Here is a 26876-nt window from a genome sequence, read left to right on the forward strand (position 1 = left end):
ACTATATAATTACTTTATTTGTTTTAGCAGATTCTTCATGTTTATTTTCATCATTGATACATAAATGGACTTCTATAATTTTTGCCATTGATTGAATCGTAGAATTGTTAAAAATTTCTCGTAAAGAAATTTTAATATTAAATAATCGTTCCAATTTATTAATTAGAAAAACTGCCTTTAAAGAGTTTCCTCCTAATTCAAAGAAACTAATGTTAGCACTTATGTTATTATATTCGAGATTCAAAATTTCAGACCATATTTGCATCAATTTTTCTTCTGTTTCATTATTAGATTTTACATAGACATCTTTTCTACTACTATCAAAATTTGGAAGTTCCTTAGTATCTAATTTTCCATTTTTTGTTACTGGCAGTTTAGTTAAATGAACATAGTATGTAGGTATCATATATTCTGGTAAAGTCTGAATTAAATGTTCTCTTAAAACAATTTCTTTAATAGGTTTTTCAGATGTATAATAAGCAACTAAACATTTATTTCCATTTATTTCCTTATCAATCACTATCGATTCTTTTACCTCAGAATAAAGAATCAGTTGTGATTCTATTTCTCCTAACTCAACTCTATAACCTCTTATTTTTAACTGTTTATCCATTCTACCTAAAAATGCAATACTACCGTCAGGTAACCATTTTGCTAAATCTCCAGTTCGATACATTCTTGTACCATCAATGTGAACATTCTCAAAAAATTTATCATTAGTCAATAAATCATTATTTAGATAACCTCTGGCTAAACCTTTTCCAGAAACGCATAATTCACCTGGAACAGATGACGGACATAATACACCGTTTTTATTTATAATAAAGACCTCACGATTTGCTATTGGTTTACCTATATAAGAGACTTGAGATAATTTTTCAATTTTATTATAGGTAATACATACTGTCGACTCTGAAGGACCATATGTATTGTAAATTGGCAACTTGCCTATAAAATTATTAACATGATTGGGTAATAATAAATCACCACCACTAATGATAACTTTAAGACTTACCAAGCTTTCAGTATGTTTATTAAGTTCATTTAAAACTAATGGTGTTGTACTTAATACAGTTGCTTTATATTGTGTTATAGTTTTTATCATATAATCAATATCACGTCCTCCCGATGGAAGAATTACTATTGATGCTCCCGATATTAAAGCAGGAAATATTTCTTCTATTGCTGTATCAAAGGATAATGATGATTGTTGTATAATAACATCTTCATTTGAAATTGAAAAATGATTTTTAAAAGTCATGCAATAATCAAAAAGTGAAGAGTGTTCAATTATTATTCCTTTTGGAACACCAGTACTTCCTGAAGTATAAATTACATATGCTGCATCATTAGCATTAATATCTATGCTTGGATTTTTATCATTTTTTTTATTTGATTTTAACTCAGTATTATTAATTTCAACACAATCAATTTTTGAGTTAATAGTAATCATTTCGTTTGATAAGTTACTAACAATCAATTTTAATTGAGATTCTTCAATAATTGTATTTATTCGTTCGGAAGGATATTCAGAATCAAGATAAACATATGTTGCTCCAGATTTTAAAACAGCCAATAATGCAATTATCATTTTACAGGATCTATCTGTATAGATACCAATAACGTCATTTATTTTAACTCCTTTTGAATGAATTAGATAATTAGAAAGTTGGTTAACCTCTACATTGAGTTGATCGTATGTTAAAGATTGATTCTTACAAAATAGAGCTTTTTTAGAACCATTTTGTATTACTTGTTCTTCCAATAAATTAATAATCGTTTTATCATTAGGATAAATTACTTTAGTATTATTAAAATCAAATAATAATTGATGTTTTTCATCTTCAGATAGTACATCTATATCACCTATTTTAACATCTCTATTTTCTATTACAGCATCAACTATCTTATTGAAATAACCTATTATGCTTTCTATTTTTTCCTTTTTAAATAATTCTGTAGAATATTCAATACCTAAAAAAAGTTTTTCGTTATGCTCAATAACATTTAGACTAATATCAAACTTAGAATCTATATGTCCACTATTGTAAGGTGATAGTGTTAGACCAGGTATTGAAAGTTCAGGTTCTTCAAAATTCTGATAAGAGAAAAAAACATCAAATAAAGGATTTCGACTTGTATCTCTTTCAATATTTAATTCATCTAATAAAGATTCATAAGGATAAATTTGATTTTCAAAACATTCTAAGGTAACTGACTTTACTGTTTCTAAAAACATATTAAAACTCAAATCTACCTTCGGATAATTTCTCAAGGGCAATGTGTTAACAAACATTCCTATTAAATCTTCTAAATCAAAATGTTTTCTTCCTGCTACAGCTGTACCAATTATTATATCCTCTTGATTTGTAATTTTATTAAGAAGTATATAATAAATCGATAAAATAGTCATGAACATTGTACTATTAGTACGTTCGCTAATTAATTTTAATTGATTTGATTTCTCCTTTGATAATTCAAAACCGATGCTAGTTCCCTCATAGTTTTTACTCTTTGGTCTTTTAAAATCTATTGGTAAATTAATAACTGAAGTCTCTTTATTAAACTGATTTAGCCAAAAATCTTTCTGTTTTAAAATCTGTTCTTGTTGTTCATCACTTTGCTGCCATTCTGCATAATCCTTAAACTGTATTCTTAAATCAGGCAAAGAATCATGATTATATAAACTCATAAATGCTTTTATCAAAATGCCGTTTGATACTCCATCAGTAATGATATGATGCATATCTAAAATTAAAAGATGCTCTTTATTTGATAAATGAATTAAACCCACACGAAGCAACGGATCTTTGTTTAAATTAAATGGACGAATAAACTTTTGAATTATTTGTGAAATTTCCGTTTCAGTTGCATTAAAATATTCTATTTCAAAATCTATACTATCTAATACTTGCTGTACTGGTTCATCATTAACGATTATAAAATTTGTTCTTAAAATTTCATATCTTGTAATAAGATTCTTAAAAACATTATTTAATCGATTTTTATCTAAAACTCCTTTCAATTTAGCAGTCTGAGGCATGTTATATGCTAATGATAATTTATCAAATTCATACAAAAAATACAAACGCTTTTGAGCAGAAGACAAAACATAATAATCCTTGATTTGAGTTGGTTCAATTGTTTTAAAATTAGTATTAAGTTGAATTCTATTGTTTATGAAAGCAATAAGATTTTCTTTATTCTTTTTAACCTCTTCCAAAATATCTTTAGCATCAATTCCTTTTGGAATATTTAGTTTAAGATTACCGTTATCAAGATTCACTTTTATGTTTTTCTTGTACAGTTCTAATAATAATCTTTCCATAATTTATTTTTTATAGCCCACTTATGTTAATTAAAATTGTCTAGAAATAAAAAAACATGAAAAATAAAAAACTGATTTAAGTTTTATGCGATTTCATTTTCTATTACTTTCTTATTCTTTTTTGAATCTTGTCTTATAGTTTCAAAAAATGAATAATAATGATGTATTAAACTCTTCCATGAATAATCTTTTGCCATTCCTCTTTCTATTATTCCATTCCAATCGATCTTTTTATTTTGATAAACAAAAACCGCTTCTTGAATGGTTTTCTTCAAATTCTCATGACTAAATTCATCAATATAAAATCCAGTACTCAGTTCAGGATTTAACTGGTATGGAATAATTGTGTCTCTTAAACCTCCAACAGATCTTACTAAAGGAACAGTACCAAAAGCTAAAGCATACATTTGTACCAAACCACACGGTTCAAATAAGGATGGACATAAAATAATATCTGATGCAGCAAGTAATTTGTGAGCCTTTTCCTCTGTATAATGAGAAATATAGTTAAATCTGTCAGGAAACATTTCCTTGGCCAGCATCAATCTTTTATGAATAGTACCCGTTACACCACCAGATGGACGTCCGTAAATCACTAATTTTATTCCTATATTTAGAAGATTTTCTATTTGTTGCATTGCCTCTTTTTCTGAACCCCATAAGTCTATTAAAATATTTATACCCTTTTGTTCTGTTAAACGAGCCATTAACAAAACAATAGGTTTTCCATCATCATGAAACTGTAATTCAGAATTTAATTCTTGTTTAGCTTCTAATTTGATAATTTGATAAGAACCTATATCATATAAATTTTTTATAAAGGGACTTGATTTAGGAGACCAAAGAATGTTATCTATTCCATTAGGTAAAGCGTATATTTTTTTCTTTTTAATTAAATCCAAAAACTTCAATCCAATGTGGGGTAATATGCCCTGAATTAATTCCTTTGCATAAGTCTCGCTAACAGTAGCTACATAGTCTGAATTTTTGAATGCCAACGCAAAAAAAGTAGCAATTCCATATTGTTTATAAATAGGTAAAAGCTCTATTAAAATATCTTCATCAAGATGATGCAAAAGATCTGGTAAAATATCCCCTTGAAACTCATAATTATGAATCAAAATAATTGAAATACAATCAGAATTTGCATTAAGATTTTTAATTCTTTCTGGAAATGCCAAACATCCACATACATGCCAATCATGGAAAAATATAAATTCAGGAGATAACTCAAGATTTTCTATCAATTGAATTGCTGCTTTAGCAAAATAGAAGTAAATTATATAAGGAAAATTTTCTTTGTATGCTTTTTCACCATCATCATCATTGTTTAAAGAATCATTTTCTCTAGATTCCATATCACTAAATAATAAGCTGTCGGACATATTAATAAAATAATAGTTTACATCTTCTTTCTTTTGATGGTAATATTCAAACTCATAATCAACCTCTTGTATTTCTATTTTAAACTTATCTTTTACTTCTGAATTTAATAATTCTATCATTCTATTTTTATAATAAAAGGAAATAACAATGTTAGGATATTCATCTGAAAGATAGTTAGGTAAGGTACCTAAGACATCTCCCAAACCTCCTCTTTTATAAAATGGTGTTACCTCAGATGCTAAATGTATTATCATAAATATTTTTTTTAAAAGCTTCAATAATTTTTTTTATAAATGAATTTTATAAGATAGCTCTGTGTTAGATAATTCATCATAAAATATAACCTCACAAGATTTAGAAGGTATTTGTCTATTAATGTTTATTTTAGTGTTAGAAAAAAAATCAAATTCATGTTTTTTTTCATCAAAATTAAAGCAGAAAAATATGCTTTTACTTTCAAAAGATCTTTGCAAAATTAATTGCTTATCATGATGGATCACTTCTGAAAAAGTGAGCGTTCCAAAATCAAAAATTTCTTTATGCTTATTCTTTATTTTATTTAACTCTGCTAACAAATTATATAAACTATCGTTTTTTCCATCTTTAAAAGGATACTTGATGCAACGTCTATTAAATGGGTCACCCAATCCTTCCATTTCAATTTCTTCTCCATAGTAAATTACAGGTGTTCCTGGTAATGCAAATAAAAAAGTATAGGCCAATAAATAATTAGTACGATCTTTAATAATAGAAAAAAATCTAGGTAAATCATGATTACTTAAAAAGGTCCATGAAGATTGATTTACTTTAAAGGAATTTTTATGGTTTAATTCTAAAACTTTAGAAACCAACATACTTAAAGATATATTCTCATTAACAAAAAAAGGAATTAAGGCATCAATGTAAAGTGAAAAATTAGTAAGTCCATCAACTTTACAATCCGATGAAAAAACAGAAATGTTATTATGCCAACTTTCAGCAATAATTATTGCATTTGAGTTTACCTTTTTTGTTTCTTTAACAAAGGCTTTTATAAAAGCATCTGGCATTTCTGTACAGACATCTAATCTCCATCCATCAATTAAGAAACCTTCTGTCCAATATCTTGCAACCTTCAAAAAATAGTCTTGTACCTCTTTATTATGTAAATTAAACTGTGGTAATTCTTTATATCCATGCCAAGAACTATAATGAAAAGAATTATCAGTATATAATGGGAATTGTTCTACTTCAAACCAATCTAAATATTTCGATTTTTCTTGATTGATACATAAATCTTTAAATGCAAAGAAATTTGTACTACAATGATTTAATGAAACGTCTAAAATAAGTTTCATATTACGTTCTCGAATACCATTAACCAACTCACGAAAATCAGTTTCATTTCCTAATAAAGGATCTATTTTCATATAATCCTTACAGTCATAGCGATGGTTACTTCCAGATAAGAATATTGGGTTTAAATAAATAAATTCAACACCCATATCGGAAACGTAATTTAAATTTTTAATAATTCCTTGAAGATTTCCTCCAAAAAAGGTATAATAATCTGGTTCATCTCCCCATTCTTTCAACTCATAATTCAAAGATGTGTTTCCCGCTTTAAAAAAACGATCAGGAAAAATTTGATATCCACTTCTAAATTGAGGAACATTTATACTATCTTCTATTTGATTAAATAAATTAAGAAATAAAAATGAATTAGGTCTAATCTCATCTTTTAGACTGTTATTTTCATGTAAATACTTAATTTGTGTTGAATTAAAAATTTTTATACAAAAACTGATTTCATTTACATCTAATTTAATTCTACAACTCCAATATGATTTATTTTTATGCTGAAAATGTTTTAATAACTGATATTCTTTTGACTCTATAAGTATTGCAACTCCTTCAATCCAATTTTGATGGGTAATTGCTCTAATTTCCCAGAGATTATCTTTTATATGACTTATAAAATTTGAACTATTTTCAAATTGAATAGGACAAAATAGTTCTGTTTCTAAAATTATTGGAGATCTCATATGCGAATCATACTGAGAAATCATATTACCAATATTATTAATTGGCTGATCAAAATTTTCATTTAAGAAGTAATGAAGAAATGATTTCCCTTTTGGTAAATCTACAGTAAGTTCAAAACATCCATTACCTCTGTTTTTCATTTCTTCTCTAAAATATCTTCCTTTCACTGGAAAAAATCCTACATGAACTTTTCTTACGCTTCTATCTGAAGAAGTATATAATAATTCTTTCTTCATAATTTATGTATATTGTTGTTCTGTTTGATACTTGTTTACGGACAATCGTTTAAATCAAAACTAGTTGTTAGAGATTAAGCTATTATGAGATTAATTCACTTAGACTTAAAGCAGAATTATTAGATAGTAAATCTATTAAATGAATATAATCTTTTGTAAGACTCTCAATCTCTAATTCAGTAAAATAGTTAGGATTATAATCTACATTTAATTTGAGGCAGTTATCGTATTGAAAAATTGTTCCAGCAAATGTAAAATGTCCTGAACCCCAATTCATATGTTTGGGCTCCATAATTTCAATAAAAGATTCATTGATTCTTGAAAGATTTAAAAAGATTGGACTTAAAACATCTAAATCAATATCTAAATCGTTCATAATCTTTTCATGAGGATATAATGAATAATTTTTGGTTTCTAAAATTGTATTTGAAACATTATTTATCAAATCTTTTATAGTTAACTTATCATCTATTGTTATACAAATAATCATTTCTGAAGATAACCAACCTAAGACATCATTAAATTCTTCAAATACTCTACCTGAATAAGGTATAAACATTCTTAGATTTTCATTCTTATCTTTTTTATAAAAAACAATTGCAAATAGAGTCATTAACAAACTAAAGAAACTGCAATTATACAATTTCAACATATGGTTGAGTTTTGTTATTTGATTTTCATTAATAAATGTTTGATAAGATGCTCCTTGTATCGGAAAGAGATTATAAACATAACCAAAAAAATAAGGAAATTCTTTTAAATCTTTTCCCTTTAAAGCTATTTCTAGCTCTTTATTTAATTTTTTCTTATAACTATTTTCTTGTAAATTAATACCTCTTTTATCTAATGATAAGCTTTTTTTTATTTTTTCAATATAACTTTTAATACGTTTAAGTCCAATATCGCTTTTGAGATAACTATTTACCCAAAAGGTATGTTCTTTAGACTGTATTTCTGTTAGACTTAAAGATTGTTTACTACCTTTTTCAAATATATCATATAACAATTGTATTTCTTCTTCAATTTTTTTGGTAGTTTCTTGATCCGAAATTGCATGATGCATTGAAATTAATAAACCTTGAACGTTATCATCATACCTTATTACTTTAATAGAAATCAAAGGTCCTTTTTCAAAATCAAAAAGTCTATTTTCAGATTCTTTAAATTCATTTTGAAACCTTTCTTCTTTATTTGAAACATCTAAAAGATTAACGTACTCCAAATTAAAATCAATTGGAATATGAGTATGTATTTTTTGCTGTACTTGTCCTTTAACAACTAAAAATGTAGTTCTCAGTATTTCATGCCTTTCAAATAATGTGTTAATCACTTTATCCATTATTTCATCTTGAATAATTGGAAGTTTTACTTGAAAAACAATGTTAAAAGCATGTTTCCCATTAATTAAATATCTTAAATACTCTTTTTCTTGCTGATGTGACACATCATAAGTTTCTTGATCTTTTAGACTTGTAACACTAATTAACATCTGTTCTTTATCAAAATCAATTTGTCTATTCTTGATGTTAACCTTGTCAATATAAGTGATTAACTGTTGTTTATTTTCTTTTACTTCCTCCAAAATATCCTTAATATCAATACCTTTAGGAACATCTAATTTCAAATTACCATCTTCAATATTAATTGCTATTTTTCTTTCAAGTAATTTTAATAATAAATTTTTCATAATTCTAATTACCTGAAAGCCTTCTGCATTTTTCTAAATACGTTCAAAAAACCTGAATAAATACCTAAAAATGGCATAATTAAAGATACTGTTTTGAAAGGCCATAATCCATCTCTATACAATTGACGAACAAAAAAGTTTGAAAAATCTCCAAATTTATGTAATGGACTTTTCCAACAATAAGCATAGGTAAACCCAACTTCTCCATCATCTGGAACAACTGTGTGAAACCAATATGGTGGAATATATAATGCATCCCCCTCTTGAACAGTAACAACCATTGGCTTTAAGTCCATATAGTTTTTTAAAGATTCTCCATTCAAATAACGCTCATTATTCAAAAATTTCATTATCTCTTTTGGATTAGGAATACTCGGAGGTAATAAAGCTACTTTTTTTGCACCACTAATCTGACACATTAAGGTTTCATCAATATTGTGATAATGCCAAGCTGTCGATGCTCTTCGATACATAAAAAACCTTCTTTGATCGTACATTCTAGGTTTTATTGAACCTGAAAGAAAAGAAAAATCTGGTGTCTCTTTTAATAATTCTGAAAAGTGGTTATCATTTGTTACTCTTTCTGAAGGAATACTTAAAATATAATCTTCATTGTTAAAAAGTCGTTCAATAGCATCATGAAATGAGATATCCTCACTATCCGTTTTTTGTACTTCCCATACATTGTGATTCATATGCGGGTATACTTTAATTTCAAAATTATCACATACAGACAACCAATAATCCTTACTCTTAAATTTTTGTACAGCTGGCCATTTCTTTACAGCTCCCTTTATCAAGCACGGTTTATTTGGTATGACCCAATTCTTATTAAAATCTTTCTCGTTCAATTCATTGGCTAAAACAGAAGGAGCTTCATCTGCCATTTCTATTCCTGGAATGATTGAAAATAAATCGTTACCAAGACCATCAAATTTTATTTTATCTATCGGTTCCACAAGGGTATTTTCCATATCCATTATTTATTTTATTGGTATTAAAATCAATTATTTAAAGGAGAGAATCACTACTAATGTCTCTATCTTCAATACTTAAAGTATTAAAGCAATTTATGACTACTAAGAAATTAATACTTCATCAACTTTAAAATCATTTGAAACATATTCAACTTTGCCCATATTCATTTTCAAAATTTTATCGGCTACATCAAAGTAATGATCATCATGAGTAATTGCAATTATAATTTTTCCTCTTCTCTTCATTTCTGGTAATAACTCACGGTAAAAGAAACGTCTATACTCTGGATCTTGATCTGCTGCCCATTCATCAAATAAATATATTGGTGAATCCTCTAAATAACATTGTAATAAAGCTAATCTTTTTCTTTGACCACCTGAAAGACTTATAGTATTAAAACTATTATCAATGATTTCTACTTTTTTATCCAAACCTAAAATTTTCAGATATTTATTCACTTCATCCGATTTATCTTCCATATTGATGTTATAGAGTTTATGAAACAAATGACATGGACTAAAAACTGCTGAAAAATATTCACCAAGCTGAGAAGAATCAACTTCATTCTCATTTATAAAAATATTTCCGTTATCTGGTTCATATAGACCTGTTATTAATTTAGCTAAAGTGGTTTTACCACTACCATTTCCGCCTATGATAAATAAAATCTGACCTCTATCAACTTCTAAATTTATGGGTCCAATTGAAAACTGTTCTTTACTTTCAGAAAACTTATATGTAAAAGATACATTTTCAAATTTGATGTTTTCAATCAAGTCTTTATCTAATGTTTCTGGAATTTTATTCAAATCAAGATTTGCTGGAATTTCTGCAATAAAACTTTGTATACGATTCCATGCAATTTTAACTTGAATAATAGCTGGTATAGAAGAAAGTATTGAATTTAGAGGACCGTTTAGATAAAGTAAAACAACTACAAAACTCATAATAGTTGTGTTCTCTAAATCAGGAAATATTTTTGGTATTCCAAAAGCAATCAATCCAAGTAAAATAATAAAAGTAGATTCTCCTATTAAAAACGCATTAACAAATTTTACATGAGCAATTGTTGTTTTTACTCTGTATTCTTCAGCAGTATCAGCAATATCATCCTTAAATTCAATTTTCTTCTTATGTTGTAAGCTTATTTCCTTAAACCCATCAATTAGACCATTTAACAATCTCATAAAAACGTTTTGCGTATCTCTCGCACCTTCAAAATAAGCCTCTGCTCTTTTGCTAACTGCAAAATATAATGCAGAGACACCAACGATTACAATAACTATTAAAAGCGTAGCCCAAAACTTTGTAGAAGCAAGATATATAAATGCACCACCTACTGTAATAAAACTAGTAACAAATCCTACTATCATATTAGCTGAATCACCAACAGTACTGACATCATCATTTAATGTTGAATATACTCGACCTCTATCAATTTTTTCAAATTTTTGAAAAGAAGTTGAAAAAATTCGTTCTATCAGTTTTAATCTTTTTTCATATATGACATCTCTTGTAAAATGTATCAATGTGGTTTGTACATATTTACGACCTAATATATATATCATTAATGTTAATAAATAATAAAAACTTAAATATTTTAATTCAACTGTATTATTAAATGTTGAGGTAATTAATAGTACTACTGCCATGTTTGATAACCCTGAGAATATACTAACCAAGACTATTTTTGGTAATTTTTGTAAAAAAGGTGTATCTCCTGGAAACAAATAAGAAACTAAGTAAGCTAAATAACTCAACCCACTAGCTACAGTTATTAATGTTATCAGTATAATAAAACTATTTGGAGTCCAAACTGTTGCTGCTTTCCAAGTGAAGCCACCCATAGCAATTGGTAACAAATAAATTCCTAATAATACTACTCCTAGAAATATAAAAGAGGTCAATATATTTATCATTTTACTATAAGAAATTCTTTCAAAATATCTATTTTTATTACGTATTTGTATGACAAGAGTTGTCAAATGAAAAAATACAAGAAAAATATAACAGCACATTATCACAGAAATTATTGAATAAAGCTTGTCATTTCCATCTCCAGGATTATATTCTTTTCTGATATTCTCTCCAGATAATAATCTCATAATTTTGTCTCCAATAACATTAGTATAACTACTGTTTGAATTAGCCAAGACTGCAACTCCTATTTTTTGATTGGGTTTTAAAGAGATAAATGACGTGAAATTTGGATTTAAGCCAGTATGCATTATTTCACCATTACCACTTAATGAAACTTCCCAACCCATTCCATAGGAGGAATTTCCATGAGGAGGAACCGTTTCGTCTCTTAGTTGAGTAGTTTTAACCAAAGGATACATTTGAGATTTTGATAAACCCAGTTGTACATTGAGCCACTTTGCAATGTCTAATGCATCAGATATTACATATCCAGCAGCATTGTTCCCTTTAAATATTGGTGCTGAATATGGTCTAGCTTCTAAAAAACTAATCTTGTATCCAGTAGTCATTTGTGCTCTATCTATCTGAGTTCCTATGAAGGTTTGCTTTAGGTTTAACTTATCAAAAACATTTTCTCTTAGATAGTCTTCAAATGATATTCCGCTGACTTTTTCAATTATCAAAGCTAAAATATCATAGTTAATTGTTGCATATTCAAACTGCTTTCCAGGCATTTCATTAAGACTTGTACCCACTACGTTTTTAACAGTCATCTCAAGTGCCGTTTTACTATTACTTGCAGGAATTGTAGAAATTGTCTGCCATGGAATACCTGTAGTATGGTGAAGCAATTGTCGAATTGTAATTTTAGCTGGTTTTTCTTTATAACTAACGTAAAACCAAGGCAAATAATCCGTTACATCACTATCCAAAGTGATTTTTTTCTCTTGAATAAGATTTTGAACTGCAAGAGCCGTAAATGCTTTGCTACAAGAAGCTAATTCAAATAAAGAACTTGGAGTAATAAGTTCTTTATTCTCTAAATTAGCGTACCCAAAACTTTTAATAACTTGTTTTCCGTCTTTAAGAACAATTAAGCTTAATCCTGGTATGTCTCCATCCTTCATTAATTTTATGACTTCCTTATCAATTGAGTCTGTTAAAAACTGATTCTTCTGTTGTTGTGAATAACAATAGTTATTCGTTATCAAAACGGAAAATATAAAAACTAAAAATATGTAATTTGAAAATCTTTTCATTATACTTTTTTTATTATAAAATTTGATTATAATTCACTATGCCTTTTGGCATGAGTTTATGTTTTTTTTTGAATTAATTATTTTTTCATTATATGAGAAAAACGTATTATTAAACAAAAACCATAAAACCTCTTTTTTTGAATAGAAATTATTGTAATGACTTATAATCATCATTAGTTATTTCTTTTTTTAAATTCTGTAGATTGTATTTCTATACGGTTAGAACATTAGCTTCCCTAATTAAGGCAACTGCTAGAATTTCTGTAGGATCAACGATAAGCATATTATTCACAAACTTATCTTTCAATAATAGTGATAGCTCTGTGCATCCCAAAATTATTGCATCGGTTTTGTTTTGTTCAAAAAATGATAATGCTCTATGAAGTAATGCTTCAAGTTCTAAACTTTTTTTATTAGGAGCAGCTTTAAGACCAATTTCTTTATCATAGATCATCCTGTGAATGATGTTATCTTGAAAATCGAAATCAGGTATTATAACTTCAAATCCAAATTGTTCTAACAAGTTTTTATACAATCCTGATTTGTATGTTCCATTAGTAGACATTAATCCAATTCTTCTATAGTTTGGATAATTTTCTTCTATATGTTTACAGGTTTCTCTTGGCATGTGGATTAGAGTCACCTGACTATTTAAACGATTCAACTCCTCTTCTATCACATTATAAATTCTCGGAGAGTAAGAAGTGTTACAAGCTAAACCGATTAAGTTTGCTCCAGCTTCTTCAAGTTTCTTAACAATCTTTGCAATATTATAAGCTGGATTAATACTTGTTTCTCCTTCAAGATATGATGTTCTATCAGTAATATGCTTAGGTAGCGACATTAAAATCGTAGAAAAATGTTTTTGATCAGTTGTTACTTCAGACAGATTTAATATTGCATTAAACAAATTAAGTCCTGCTTGAGGTCCCATACCTCCTACGATACCAATAACTCTGTCATCTTCTAAATTCATAATACACTAATTATTCGGACATTGCCACAATTACTCGTCGATCTCCAGAATAAGAATTTCTTCCATGAGCTATTAACTCATTATCCACAATAAGTAACTCATTTTTTTGCCACTTAGGTGCAATGGTTAGTTTATCAATTGTTGATAAAATTTCCTTAACAATATCTTCACTAATTGATGTTCCATCTCCGAATTTCACATACATTGGGAAATTTTCTGGAGTATCATAAAGAATTTTCATTGATTCAAAAATTTCCTCTCCCAAATGACATGGATGAAATTGATCTATTTGATTAAACCAAATGTTTTCTTTAGTAGTTCTATGTTCAATGATTCCTTTACTGAATTGTTCTACTCTAAGATTATCATTTTCCATCCATTTAAAATTTATATTGTATGAAGTGCAATATTCTTCAACCTGTTTTTTATCATCGGTTTCAAAAGTATCTTGCCACGAAGGTCCCATTCCAAATTGACCTCCATTTAAATTTCTAACATAAATAATTCCTTTAGTTTTAATTTCTGACACTATATCAGGATTCATAGCTCTTAAAATAGATCTGCTATCGGCTAATAATGTCTCCCCTCCTGTTTCAGCAACTTGTAAACAACTAAAAAATAATTTATTGGGCCATTTAGCAGAGTATGATAATTCATTATGCATTGTGATTTTTTGTCTTTTATCATATTCTGTTGAAGTATAAACATTGTCAGTTAACTTGGTTCTTGGAGAATTTCCATCAATGTAACTTAAGAATTTTGTTGAAATTGAGTTAACTATATATTGAAAAGTTTCCTGAGAATCAATTAGTACACCTTTAAATTTAATGGCTCCATATTCTTTTAAATCAGTATCAAATTCATCTTTATTTTTTAAATAATAAGAGATAAATTCATCTCGAGTAAGCTCTTTTACCTCTTTAATTAAAGGTAGTAGAAGTTTTTCTTTTAAATTTTCCATTTGCTTTGTTTATTTAGGAAATAATGCAATTTGCTTATATCAATCTTATTCTATTTTTTCTTGACAAATCTCTATATCTTCTTGAACATTCCACAGATTGAAATCCAATTCTTTGGCCTTTAAAAAACTGGTATGTGCCAATTTATATTTCTTCATATTCATATAAATACTCCCTAAAAGACCATAAGCATTTGGAGATTCTGGATATAATGCTATGTTTTCTTTTAGTAATTGTATTGACATATCAGTTTCTTTTTCCTTAAAAATTTCACCTAATTCATTCAAGGTACTCTCATCTAATTTTCCTTCTTTTTTCAGTTGTTCTACCTTTTCAAGAACACCTTTAACTTTTTCTTCCCTGTAAACATTTTGAAGAGTAATTGCATTGCTTGGATAATACTTGAAAAATGCTTCATCAAATAAAACATCAATATCAAAATTTGTAGTAATCTTATTTAACTCTTTTGTAATTAGTTTTCCTTGATCACTGTTTGTAAAAAATACAAATCCTCTTTTATGTGTTACCGAATAAAATAACTCAGCTCTAAATCCGTCATTATTTCCACTAAAAGAAATTATTGTGTCTTTTTTATTCTGCAACATAAAAAAACCAGATCCCATAAAACCAGATGCATCATCTTCTCCCAATCTAATTACTGGTTTTATAATATCATTTCTCCTTTCTTTTGATAAATTTTTTTCATCAAAAAAAGAAATCATAAATTTTGCATAGTCTTTTCCTGTAGTATGAGTGCCAGAAGCTGGAACAGTAATATGATTTTTCCATTTTTTTACTTCTTCACCAAATATATTGTGACCAACTGCATAATTTGAAGGTGACTCCTTCACAAAAGGATTTAATCTTAGCTTTTTAAATTTCAAATAAGTATCATTTAATTCAAAAGGTTTCACAATCATTCTTGTAACATAGCTCTCATACGATTCATTCAATATTACTTCAACAACTTTAGCTAAATATTGAAACCCTTCCCCTGAATAAACAAACCTTTCTCCAGGATTACTAAGTATTTCCAAAAGATCATCTTTATTGTTCCATCTCCAATTTTCTATACCTGAACAATGACTTAAAATCATTCTTGAAGTAATTAATTTGTATCGATTATCATGACTTAAAGGTTCATATTCCAAATATTGATATATTGGTTTATCCAAATCCAATAATTTTTTTTCAACTAATTTATGGACAACAAAAACTAAATACATTTTTGTTAAAGAAGCTGCTTCAAAAACAGTTTTACTATCTGTAGCAGTATTGTTCTTTAAGCTTTTTTTGCCATAATTATTAAAAAAAACAACCTCATTATTCTCTATTATTGCCATGGAGAGTGCTGGAACACTCACTTGATCTAGCATGTAGTTTATTTTATTATTAAAATCTTCTACATTAATATTCTTATTATTTGATGTAAAATATGCTGGTGCTTGAGCATATCCTAAAGCAGTCAAGCTTATTAATGCAAGTTTTAAAACTAACCGGAATATTAATTTACTGGTTAGATTATTAGTGATAAAACATGATAAAATGTTTTTTGTTTCATGAATATTATTCTTTTTTTTCATCATTTATTTGTTATAATTATGATTTAACTTTATTTATTAAATAGTTATACTTTCAGTCATTTCTTCCTCTATTTCTGAATTAGAACTATCATCCAACCATTTATTTATTTCAATAAATTCAGATTGTTTCTCTACTGTAGATTGTTCAAACACTTGTTCTAATGGCAATGTTATTTCCAATTCTTTTGCAATTTTGTTTACCAAAACCATTGCCTTTAGTGAGTGTCCTCCTAATTCGAAAAAACTTCTATCTACACTAATTACTTCTTTGTCTAATTTCAATACTTCTGACCAAATTGCTACCAATTTTTCTTCTATAGCATTCGATGGTGCTTTATAGTTATTCCCTCTTTTTATCTCAGGTTCTGGCAGGTCTTTTCTTGATAATTTGCCACTTGATGTTAATGGAAACTCTTTCAAATAAACATAATAAGACGGAACCATATACTCTGGAAGTTTATCTAATAAATGTTGCTTAAGTTCCGTCTGATCTATTTCTTTATCTGACTGATAATAAGCTACTAAATATTTATCTCCTTCTTTTTCTTTTACTACTACTGCACTTTGTTCTACTTCTTGAACCTTATTTAATTGACTTTCTATATCTCCTAACTCTATTCGAAAACCTCTAATCTTTACTTGATTGTCTATGCGGCCTAAGTATTCAATATTACCATCTTGTTGCCATCGTACTAAATCTCCTGTTTTGTATATTCTCTCTTCTGGTAAACCCGTTACATGAATGAATTTCGCTGCAGTAAGCTCCGAATTATGTAAATATCCTCTTGCAAGTGCCTTTCCTCCTATGCATAACTCTCCTGGAACTCCTATAGGTTGTAAATTGTTCCCTTGATCCAAAACATATAAATGTATGTTGTCTAATGGTTTGCCTATAGGAACTTTTTCTGCTTCTTTTAGATTACTTGTGGAATATCCACTACTGTAAATAGTTGCTTCTGTTGGTCCATAAATATTTTCTAAAGTTATTGTCGTTTTTAATGCTTTAAATCGGTTTACCAAGTCTATTGACAAGGGTTCTCCTGCTAGAAATAAATACTTTAGACTTCTTATTTTATCGATTCCTTCTTTTTCGATTGTCTCGATAAAAAAGGAAAACATTGACGGTACAAAACTGACATGTGTTACTTTATTCTGCTCGATACATGACAAAATTTTATTTGGGTCTTTTTCTGATCCTGATGGTAACAAGGTCAAAGAACCACCAGCATGAAACCATCCAAAAAGTTCTGCTACTGAAACATCAAAAGAATAAGTAGTCTTTAATAAATAACTGTCTGTTGCCGTTAATGGATAACGATTATCCATGCTTTGAACGATATTCAGTAATGAACCATGTTCTATCATTACTCCTTTTGGAGTTCCTGTGGATCCTGAAGTGTAAATTACATATGCCAAATCATTAGGGTTTACTTTTGCTTGTAAACCTGAGCTTTGACGACCAATGAGACTTGGTAAAACTTGGTTTAAATCAATAATCTCAACTGATAAAGACTCTAGTGAATCGAGATGTTCTGCTCTTGTGATCAATTTACTTATTTTCGAATCTTTTATAATTGTTTCGATTCTATCTTTGGGTAAAGTAACATCTATTGGCAAATAAGCTCCTCCTGATTTTAAAATACCAAATAAAGTAGGAATTAAATAGGCTTCTCTTTCCAACATAACTCCTATAACTTCTCCAACTTCAACTCCCTTATCTTTTAATAAGTAATCACTAAAATTATTGATCTTATGACTGAGTTCTGAATAGCTCATCTCACTATCTGAACACCTCAAGGCTATGTTTTCTGGTGTTTGAATTACTTGAGATTCAAATAACGATATGATATTTGAATAAGCTGGATAAGCTCTAAAACTTGAATTAAAATCATCTATAAGCTCTATTTCTTCTTTCTTGGAAAGTACTCCAATTGACGATAATTTATTATTATTCTTGTCTATTAAATTCTCTATCAGTCCATAAAAATGTTCTAATAATGAATTTATCCTATTGAAACTAAAACTATCTGAATTAAACTTAAGTTTTCCTAATATTGATGTTCCATCACTTTTTAAAGACATACTCAAATCATATTTTTCAAATGAATTGTCAATTTTATCAAAATTTACTTCAAGATTATCCTCAACTAGGTGTGCATTCTTAATGTCGTCATATTCATAAAAAACATCAAATAATGAATTATTAGTGTGCTTATAGTTTTCTCCAAAAAGTTCATTCAATAATAGATCAAAAGGTAATGATTGATGTTCTAATCCTTCCTTATAAATCTTATTAAGGTTTTTTAAATATGTATCAAAATTAGTTTCCTTTTCAATGAAACTCCTTATTGCTAAAGTATTTGATATAGGACCAATTAAATCTTTCAAATGATTTCCTCTTCTGTTTGCCACTCTAGTTCCAATAATAATTTCTTCATGTTGACTATATTTATGTAGCAATATTTTAAACACTGCCATTAATATAACATTAACCTTAATACCATGTTCTTTTTCATAATTTAGAACCTTATCAACAATTGTCGAAGGAATATTAATCTCTGTATTTGAATAGGTAAATGTTCCTTTCAACTCTTTTGTTTTATCAAATGGAAGTTCAAATTCCTTTACAGCACCTTTTAATTGATTTTTCCAATAATCAAGTAAATTAGGAAGTAGTCTTAATAAAGTTTTTTGTTGCCATAACAAAAAGCCTGAATACTGTAATGTAGAAACTTTATTATTATCATTTACTTTACCTGCTTTTGATTGGTAAAATGATAAAATTTCATTCGTTACATTTTTTACAGATTGATGATCAACAATTGAATTATGAAAAACAATTATTAATTTATTTATTTTTGGTTCTAACTGAATAACTGCAAAACGAACTAAAGATTCATCAAGGTTGAATGGTTTATTGATTTCTTCTTTTATTAAATCAGAAACTATTTCATTTTTTGCATGAAGCATCTTTAAGTCTAATTCAAATTCATTATTTTCTATTATCTCATGAAAATACTTTCCTTCAATTTGAACTATTCTTGCTCTTAATAAATCATGCTTATTAATAGTATTTTGAATACTTTCCTTAAGCAGATTGTTATTTAATTCTCCTTTAAAACCTGTAACTAATGAAATATTATGATTATTACCTCTTCCTGATTTCATATCATCAGACCATAGTTCTTCTTGATAATCAGATACTGACATCAAATTGTCAAAAGACGAATTGATTTCTTTGTAATTTTGCAAGTCCGTGTCTAAATCTTCAATAACTGAATTCCAAAAAAAGTCTTGAGGATTTATAATCTCATCAGAATCTTTTATAATTCTGTCTAAAACAGACAAGAACATATTGTTGTATTGCGAATAGGTCTCTTCCGTCATAAATGGAGAAGAATATTCATGCATACAAATTATCTTTTTATAAGTAACATCATAATTGACATCAAAAAATGTATTACCTCTCAAAAAAGTATCAAAATAAGTTCTTTCTGAATCATCATCAATAGTTTCTGCTAACTCCATGTCATCTTTCACATGCCAATTAATATAATTGAAAAATGTATCAAATAATGGATTACCTACATTACCTCCTCCTACTGCTTGATTAATTTCAAAAAGAGACAAGTGTTCGTGTTTTTTGACTTCAAGTATTTTTTTATCTATTATAGCAATATAATCATTCCAAGTAATTCCATTTGGTATTTTAATTCTGAAAGGAATTGTGTTGAGAAAACATCCTAAAAGCTTTTCCCCATCTTTCTTTAAAGGTCTTGTAAATGTAACCAGTCCTACAAGGATGTCATTCTCTCCAGAAAGCATCTTCATTGAATAAATGTATGCAGACAGCAAAATATTTTTTACACTTGTTTCCTTTCTTTTTGCAACATTTTCAAGGTCTGTAAGAAGTTTTGTTGGATATACATCTCTAACCGATTTAAAAACCTTCTCATCAGTTGATTTATTCAGTTCTAATCTCTTAAATCCTTTTAGATCATTTTTCCAAAAATCAATTGTTGCTTGATTTTGCTTATAAAAGAGTTCTTGTATAATATAATCCTTAAAACTTGTCTCTAGTTTATTTAATTGTACTACATCATTTCTTAAAAGACTTACATAAGTATTATTCAACTCTGTCAACAAAGAAGCAAAGCTCCATCCGTCAATAATAGCATGATGATATTCAAACAATATTTCATGGTGACTTTCCTTTAATTTATAGATTATAATTCTCCATAATTTTTCTGCTTGAAGATCAAAGTGTGCTGGTCTACTTTTCTCCATGTCTTCTTCTATCCTACGTTTTTGTTCTTTTTTATCAAATGAACTATAATCTAGAAACTGAATAGTTGTTTCAACTTTTTTGTAAACAATATGAGCAAAATTATTAATATCAAATCCTGTTCTAAGAATTTCATGTTTATCAACAAGTAAGTCAAGTGCTTTTTGTAGTAATACCATGTCAACTGACTCATAAGCTACAGGTTGCATCAATTGCTCAAAATACAGAATGTCATCTGGTCGTGATTTATGAATAAAGCACATTGCTTTTTCAATATCGCTCATTGGATAAACGTTTTCTATTAACTCATTTTTTGCATGCTCTTTATAGTCAGTATTGAATTGTTCTACTTCATTAGTTATATTGATATATGCATCAGAAAAATCATCTTCATTAGATAAAATGATAAAGTTGGCTAATTTTTTTATCGTATCATTTTCATACAAATCAATCATTGAAATATTTGTTGATAATCCATTATTTATAGTACCAATTAATTTGATAGCCAATATTGAATCACCTCCGATTCTAAAAAAACTACTATTGATTCCGATTTTCGATTCAGATAATACAGTTGACCAATAGCTATGCAATTGCTTTTCGATCTCAGTTTCTGGAGCCACATATTCATCGGTAACTTGCATTTGTAACGATAGTAAGATTTCTCTATCAACTTTTCCATTAACCGTAACAGGTATTTCATCAATTTTGATGAAGTAAGATGGCATCATATATTCCGGTAATTTTAACTCTAAAAAGTCTCTTAACTTATTTTCTGAAAAATCTAGACTGGTAACTAGATAACCTACAAGTTGTGTTCCATTTTTTGTTTCTTTGGCTAAAACTACTGCACCTTTAACACCTTCAAAAGATTGGATTGTAAATTCAATTTCTCCAAGCTCAATTCGGTTACCCCTAATTTTTACTTGATTATCAATTCTACCTAAAAACTCTATGTTACCCTCTGGAGACCATTTTGCTAAATCTCCTGTTTTGTAAAGAAATGTACCTTTATCAAAAGGATTCTCAATAAACTTTTCTTTAGTTAATTCAGGTTGTCCAACATATCCAATAGAAAGATTTACGCCTCCTATTAATAATTCTCCAGGAATGCCTATTGGTTGGTGTTGTAAGTGATTGTTACAAATATAAAGTTGAGTATTATCAATTGGTTTTCCTATTGGAATAGATTTATAATTTATAGATCTTAGAACACTGTGAAAAGAAACATCTACAGTTGCCTCAGTTGGTCCATATAAATTGTGTAAATCAGCATTTGGACAATAATCTAAAAACTTTTTAGCATCTGTTACTTTTAATTCTTCTCCACTTGTGAATAGATTTTTAATACTTTTCAGAGCATATTCATGTTCATTTTCTGTCAAGTAAACAAGCAAAGCATTAAGCATAGATGGTACAAAATGTAAGACCGTTATTTTTTCGTTCTCAATTAGTTCGCAAATCTCTTGAGGATTTTTCTCTACTCCTTGAGCTGCTAATACCAATTTTGCACCACTCATTGACCATAAGAATAATTCCCATATTGAAACATCAAAAACTAAAGGTGTTTTTTGAAGAATTATGTCTTTTTCATCAAGTTGGTATTCATTTTGCATCCAATTTAATCTATTAACCATGGATACATGCTTAATCTGAACTCCTTTTGGTCTACCTGTAGAACCAGATGTATAAATGATATAAGCTATTTCATTTGGTTTTGCTAAATTAATAGAGCTAACAGGTTGAATATATGCATCATTAACATCTAGACATTCCAATTCACTTTCAAAATCCTTAAAATTCTCAGATTCCGTAAATATTGCTTTTGCATTACTATTTTTTAAAGTATAGGCAATTCTTTCTTTAGGGTGACTTTTTGATAATGGTAAGTATACATTACCAGCTTTTAGAATCCCAAAAATTACTACCATTAATTCAATAGAACGTTCCAATTGTACTCCAATTACATTTCCTTGATTGTAAAATTTTTCTTTTAAAAAATTGGCAACCTGATTTGACTTTTCATCAAGTTCCTTGTACGTTAACTGTTTGTTCTTAAATTGAATCGCAACATTATTTGGAGTTTTAGTTACTTGTTCGGTAAAAAAGTTCAAAATGGTTTTGTCAGATGGAAATGTTTTCTTTGTTTGATTGAACTCATTAACAATTTTGTTTTTCTCTTCATTGGTAATTAATTCAATTTCTTTTATCAGCTTTCCCTTATTGGTTATAAGTTCATTCAATAAATGAAAGTAATGTTTCCCTATACTCTCTATATGGTTTTGATTGTATTTGGTTCCTTTGTATACTATTTTAAGAGACAATTTGTCTTCTACATTAAATACAAAAAACAAGTCTGGTGATAAAAGTTGAATAGTTTTTTCTTCTTGAATTCCTTCTACAATCATTCCAATTGTGGAAATTTGATTCAGTTGATCAACATCTTTGTTCATTATTCTTTCCAAAGGATAATCACTATGTTTAAAATCTTTAATGATATTATTCTTTAATGTGGTTAAAAATTGTGGAAATGTTAGACTTTCAAAACCATTCATTCTAACAGGAATAACCGAATCTAGTGCATTTAAAGTTTCATTTTCTAAATAAAGAGATGTAAAAACACCAATATCAGTGCGAGAAGAATATTTTTGGGCAATAATACCCAGAACGGAAAGTAGAATAATGTGCTTGGCTTTTTTAGAATCTGCTAAGGTGTTCAACATGGTAAAGAGTTGGTCTTCAGCTATCATATTAAAATGATTTTCATTTTCTGATAACTTCGTAACATTACTTTTTCCAAAGTAATCTTCCAATATAAATCCATCTAACCTATCTTTCCAATAGGTTCTTCCCGCGATATTCTTATTAGCTTTTATTGCTTCTAAATCTAGTTTTGACTTTTCTGTCATGTCGATTCTTTTTAAATATATTAATAAAATTGTAACCTAGTACACCTTAATTTTTAAATTAAAGCATACTATTTATAGGCTAACGATATTGATTATAGATGGGTAAGGCACTTCTAAAATAAGATTCAATTAGAAAGTGCTTTTACAAATTTGATAGGTTAAAAATTGAAGGATATTTCGTCTTCATTTATTAAAGGTTCATTCAATGCGTAATCAAAATATTGAACGACATTAGCATCTAAATTTTCAGATATTTTTAGAATTAAGCTTTTGAATTGTTCAGATATTTCCTCTACATCGCTTGGAGTAAAATGCAAAAGTGAATATTCCATTCGGAAGTATATTGCGTCTTCTCCTTCACTTGCAAACATAGTAATAGGGTACTTGTAAGTCTTATTTTCAAATTCATATGAAGATAATTTAACCTCATCAAGTTGCACTTTCTTCTCAGCAAAATTTTGAAATACAAACATAACATCAAATAACTGTTTGATTGATGTTGATCTATTATTATTTATTTCTTTCACGATGTCTGATAAGTCGTAAATTTGTGAGCTATTAGCTTGAATTAGTAATTTATGAATTTCTTTTACATAATCTCTAAATTTAAAGTTTGCATCCAATTGATATCTTATTGGTAATGTTTTTGTAAACATTCCGACTACATCTTCTAATTCTTCCTGAATTCTTCCAGAACTGTTAATCCCAATAACAATATCATCCTGACCTGTTAGTTGTGACAAGTACATGAAAAACATGGAATATAAAACCGAAAAAGTAGTTATTTCATCCTTTTTCAAATCATTTGTTATCTTTCTCACAACATTCATTTCAACTTTGAATGAAATGCTTCCCCCCCTATCAGAGTTTTCATCAACTTTCAAATTTGACACTGGTAATTGAAGATTAGGAATTTCTTCTTCGAAATTTTTCAACCAAAATTCTCTGTGTGAAATGTAATCGTTAGTTTGCTTAAATTTACATTCCCAATCTGCATAATCTTTGTATTGTAATAATAATGGCTCTAATTCATCTCCTTTGTAAAGTTTCATTAAATCAGAAAATAAATTATTTTGAGACATTCCATCACAAACAATATGGTGAATATCTACTATAAACACTTTTTCTTCCTTATTAGTAGATATAATTCCTGCTCTTATTAATGGCGCAATACTTAAATCAAATGGTTTGATAAAACTTGAAATTGCTTGATCAATGTTACCTTCATTCGAATAGATCTCTTCAATTTTGAAATCAATTATATCTCTAACCACTTGTTGAAGCTTTCCGTTTTCGAATTTAAACAGTGTTCTTAAACTTTCATGTCTTTCTATAAGTTTTATTAAACTGTTTTCAAGTTTAACCTTATCAATATCTCCTTGAATTACCCAAGCCATTGGCAAGTTGTAAGCAGTACTTTCTTTGTTTAATTCATAATTATAATAAATTCTTTCTTGTGCTGAAGATAAGTTATAACTGTCTTTTCCTTCTAATTTATTTATAATCAAAAGATTATCTTTTTCCGATTTTTTAATGTGATCCGCTTGTTTCACTATGGTTAAATTATTGAAAAGTTCACTTAATGTAAATCTCACATTGTATTCTTTATAAATCTTTCCAATTAAACGCATGATAGCTAATGAGTTTCCTCCAATACTATGAAAACTGTCTTCAGTTGAAATTTTCTTGTCTCCTAGTATTTCTTTCCAAATTTCCAAAAGACTCGACTCAATTTCATTTTTAGGAGCCACAACCTTATCGGTTACTAGATACTTAGATAATCCATTGAAATTTATCTTTCCATTCTCTAATAATGGAAACTCTTTTATTTCCATGATAGTAGAAGGTATCATGTAAGATGGTAAATTATCATTTAAATATTTTAATACATCTTCTTGTAAATTAAAATCATCAGAAATTTTTTCTGATCTTATAACAAAAGCTATTAATGACTCACTTCCTTGAAACTTATTATCAGTTTTAGGATTGTCATTTTCTTCTCCATCAATATGTTTAATTACAACAGCATTTTTTACACTATCAACCTGAACCAAAACATTTTCAATTTCATCAAGTTCGATTCTCATTCCTCTTAACTTGACCTGTCTGTCTTCTCTACCCATTAAATCGATTACACCTCCAACCATTCTCCTTGCTTTGTCTCCAGTTTTAAAAGCAATTTTGTTTTCTCCTGATCCAGATTCTATTACTATGAACTTTTCTTTGGTTAATTCAGGAGCATTTAAATACCCTTTTGATGTAAATTCTGAGATAATATAAAGATCTCCAACAACAAAAAGATTACATGGTTTGAAATTTTTATCTGCTATTAAAAATTCTGTATTATTTATAGGATTTCCAATAGGCATTTTCTGAAGATTAACATCCTCAGGTTGAATCTTATAACAAGACCTAATCATTGTAGTTTCTGTTGTACCATAAAGGTTTACAAGTTGTATTCTTGAACCAAATAAGTCATACCAACTTTTAAGTTCTGATGGTATAATTTTTTCACCAGAAAGTAATATGTTTTTAAGATTTGAAAATATCTCTGGTGTCAATAAATCATTATTTATCACTCTAAATAAACTTGGTACACAATGAATTAAATTTATTTTTGACTTCTCAATCCATGGTACAATTTTTTCAGGTGTAAAAAAGTCTTCATCTGTTGGTATAAGACATATTGTTCCACCAGCTAATAGAGGTGTAAAGATGTCTCTTAGGAAAGCATCAAAATAAGGACTTATAAATTGACTTACTTTTGTATTTGTATCAATTTTAAAAGTATCAATTTCCCATTGCAAGAATTGAAGAAGACTACAGTTTTTACCAATAATTCCTTTAGGTTTTCCTGTTGATCCTGAAGTAAAATAAATATAAATACTATCGTTCGAATTGAATATAGGATATTGAATATCAATAGAATTAATTTCATTATTCAGTATATCTTCAATAAAGAAGTTATTGATTGCTAAACTTTCAATTTTTGGGCACTCTTTTGAAGTGATTACAAACTTCAAATTAAGCTCTTCAGCAATAGTCTGTATTCTTTTTTCTGGAAGAGAACCGTCTATTGGTACAATAACACACCTAGCATTCATTGCACCAATAATTGCATAAATTAAGCTTTGTCTATCATTAAATTTTAATCCAATCACAGTTTCTGGCTCTAAGTTCTGTTTCAACAGAAAACTAGTAATTTTGTTTGTAATTGTAAATAATTCGGAATAAGAAATTTGGCTTTCACCATTTTCAATAGCTATTTTATCGCTATGAATTTCTAGACTTTTTAATAATTCATTTTGAAAAATCATAGATTTTAGTTTTTAATATGAGATTAGT

General features: G+C 28.0%; 11 protein-coding genes. All 11 read right to left on the reverse strand.

Annotated elements, in window-relative coordinates:
* Position 1: 1 nt before the first annotated feature.
* Positions 2 to 3328, reverse strand: coding sequence for a non-ribosomal peptide synthetase (locus FIA58_RS09500; RefSeq protein ID WP_140962245.1), 3327 nt, complete (start codon positions 3326 to 3328; stop codon positions 2 to 4).
* Positions 3329 to 3411: 83 nt separating this feature from the next.
* Entirely contained in the window at positions 3412 to 4968 is a 1557-nt protein-coding gene (locus FIA58_RS09505; protein ID WP_140962246.1) for a glycogen/starch synthase, read from the reverse strand.
* A gap of 33 nt (positions 4969 to 5001) precedes the next feature.
* Entirely contained in the window at positions 5002 to 6975 is a 1974-nt protein-coding gene (locus FIA58_RS09510; RefSeq protein WP_140962247.1) for a glycoside hydrolase family 13 protein, read from the reverse strand.
* 82 nt (positions 6976 to 7057) lie between these two features.
* Entirely contained in the window at positions 7058 to 8662 is a 1605-nt protein-coding gene (locus FIA58_RS09515) for a condensation domain-containing protein (protein WP_140962248.1), read from the reverse strand.
* An 8-nt stretch (positions 8663 to 8670) separates the two neighbouring features.
* Entirely contained in the window at positions 8671 to 9636 is a 966-nt protein-coding gene (locus tag FIA58_RS09520) for a cupin-like domain-containing protein (protein ID WP_165928889.1), read from the reverse strand.
* A gap of 105 nt (positions 9637 to 9741) precedes the next feature.
* A complete protein-coding gene (locus FIA58_RS09525) occupies positions 9742 to 12819 on the reverse strand; it encodes a cyclic peptide export ABC transporter (RefSeq protein ID WP_140962250.1) in 3078 nt (1025 codons plus the stop codon).
* A 211-nt stretch (positions 12820 to 13030) separates the two neighbouring features.
* Positions 13031 to 13795 carry an aspartate/glutamate racemase family protein gene (locus FIA58_RS09530; RefSeq protein WP_140962251.1) on the reverse strand — a complete coding sequence of 255 codons (765 nt, stop codon included), beginning with the start codon at positions 13793 to 13795 and terminating at the stop codon, positions 13031 to 13033.
* Between the two features lie 10 nt (positions 13796 to 13805).
* On the reverse strand, positions 13806 to 14756 hold the full coding sequence (locus FIA58_RS09535) for a TauD/TfdA family dioxygenase (protein WP_140962252.1): 951 nt from the start codon (positions 14754 to 14756) through the stop codon (positions 13806 to 13808).
* Between the two features lie 45 nt (positions 14757 to 14801).
* On the reverse strand, positions 14802 to 16337 hold the full coding sequence (locus FIA58_RS09540) for a serine hydrolase domain-containing protein (protein ID WP_165928891.1): 1536 nt from the start codon (positions 16335 to 16337) through the stop codon (positions 14802 to 14804).
* 36 nt (positions 16338 to 16373) lie between these two features.
* Entirely contained in the window at positions 16374 to 23531 is a 7158-nt protein-coding gene (locus FIA58_RS09545; protein WP_140962254.1) for a non-ribosomal peptide synthetase, read from the reverse strand.
* A gap of 158 nt (positions 23532 to 23689) precedes the next feature.
* Positions 23690 to 26848: a non-ribosomal peptide synthetase gene (locus FIA58_RS09550; RefSeq protein WP_140962255.1), complete on the reverse strand. Its 3159-nt coding sequence runs from the start codon at positions 26846 to 26848 to the stop codon at positions 23690 to 23692.
* Between the last annotated feature and the right edge of the window lie 28 nt (positions 26849 to 26876).

Source organism: Flavobacterium jejuense, assembly GCF_006491595.2.
Classification (GTDB): Bacteria; Bacteroidota; Bacteroidia; order Flavobacteriales; family Flavobacteriaceae; genus Flavobacterium; species Flavobacterium jejuense.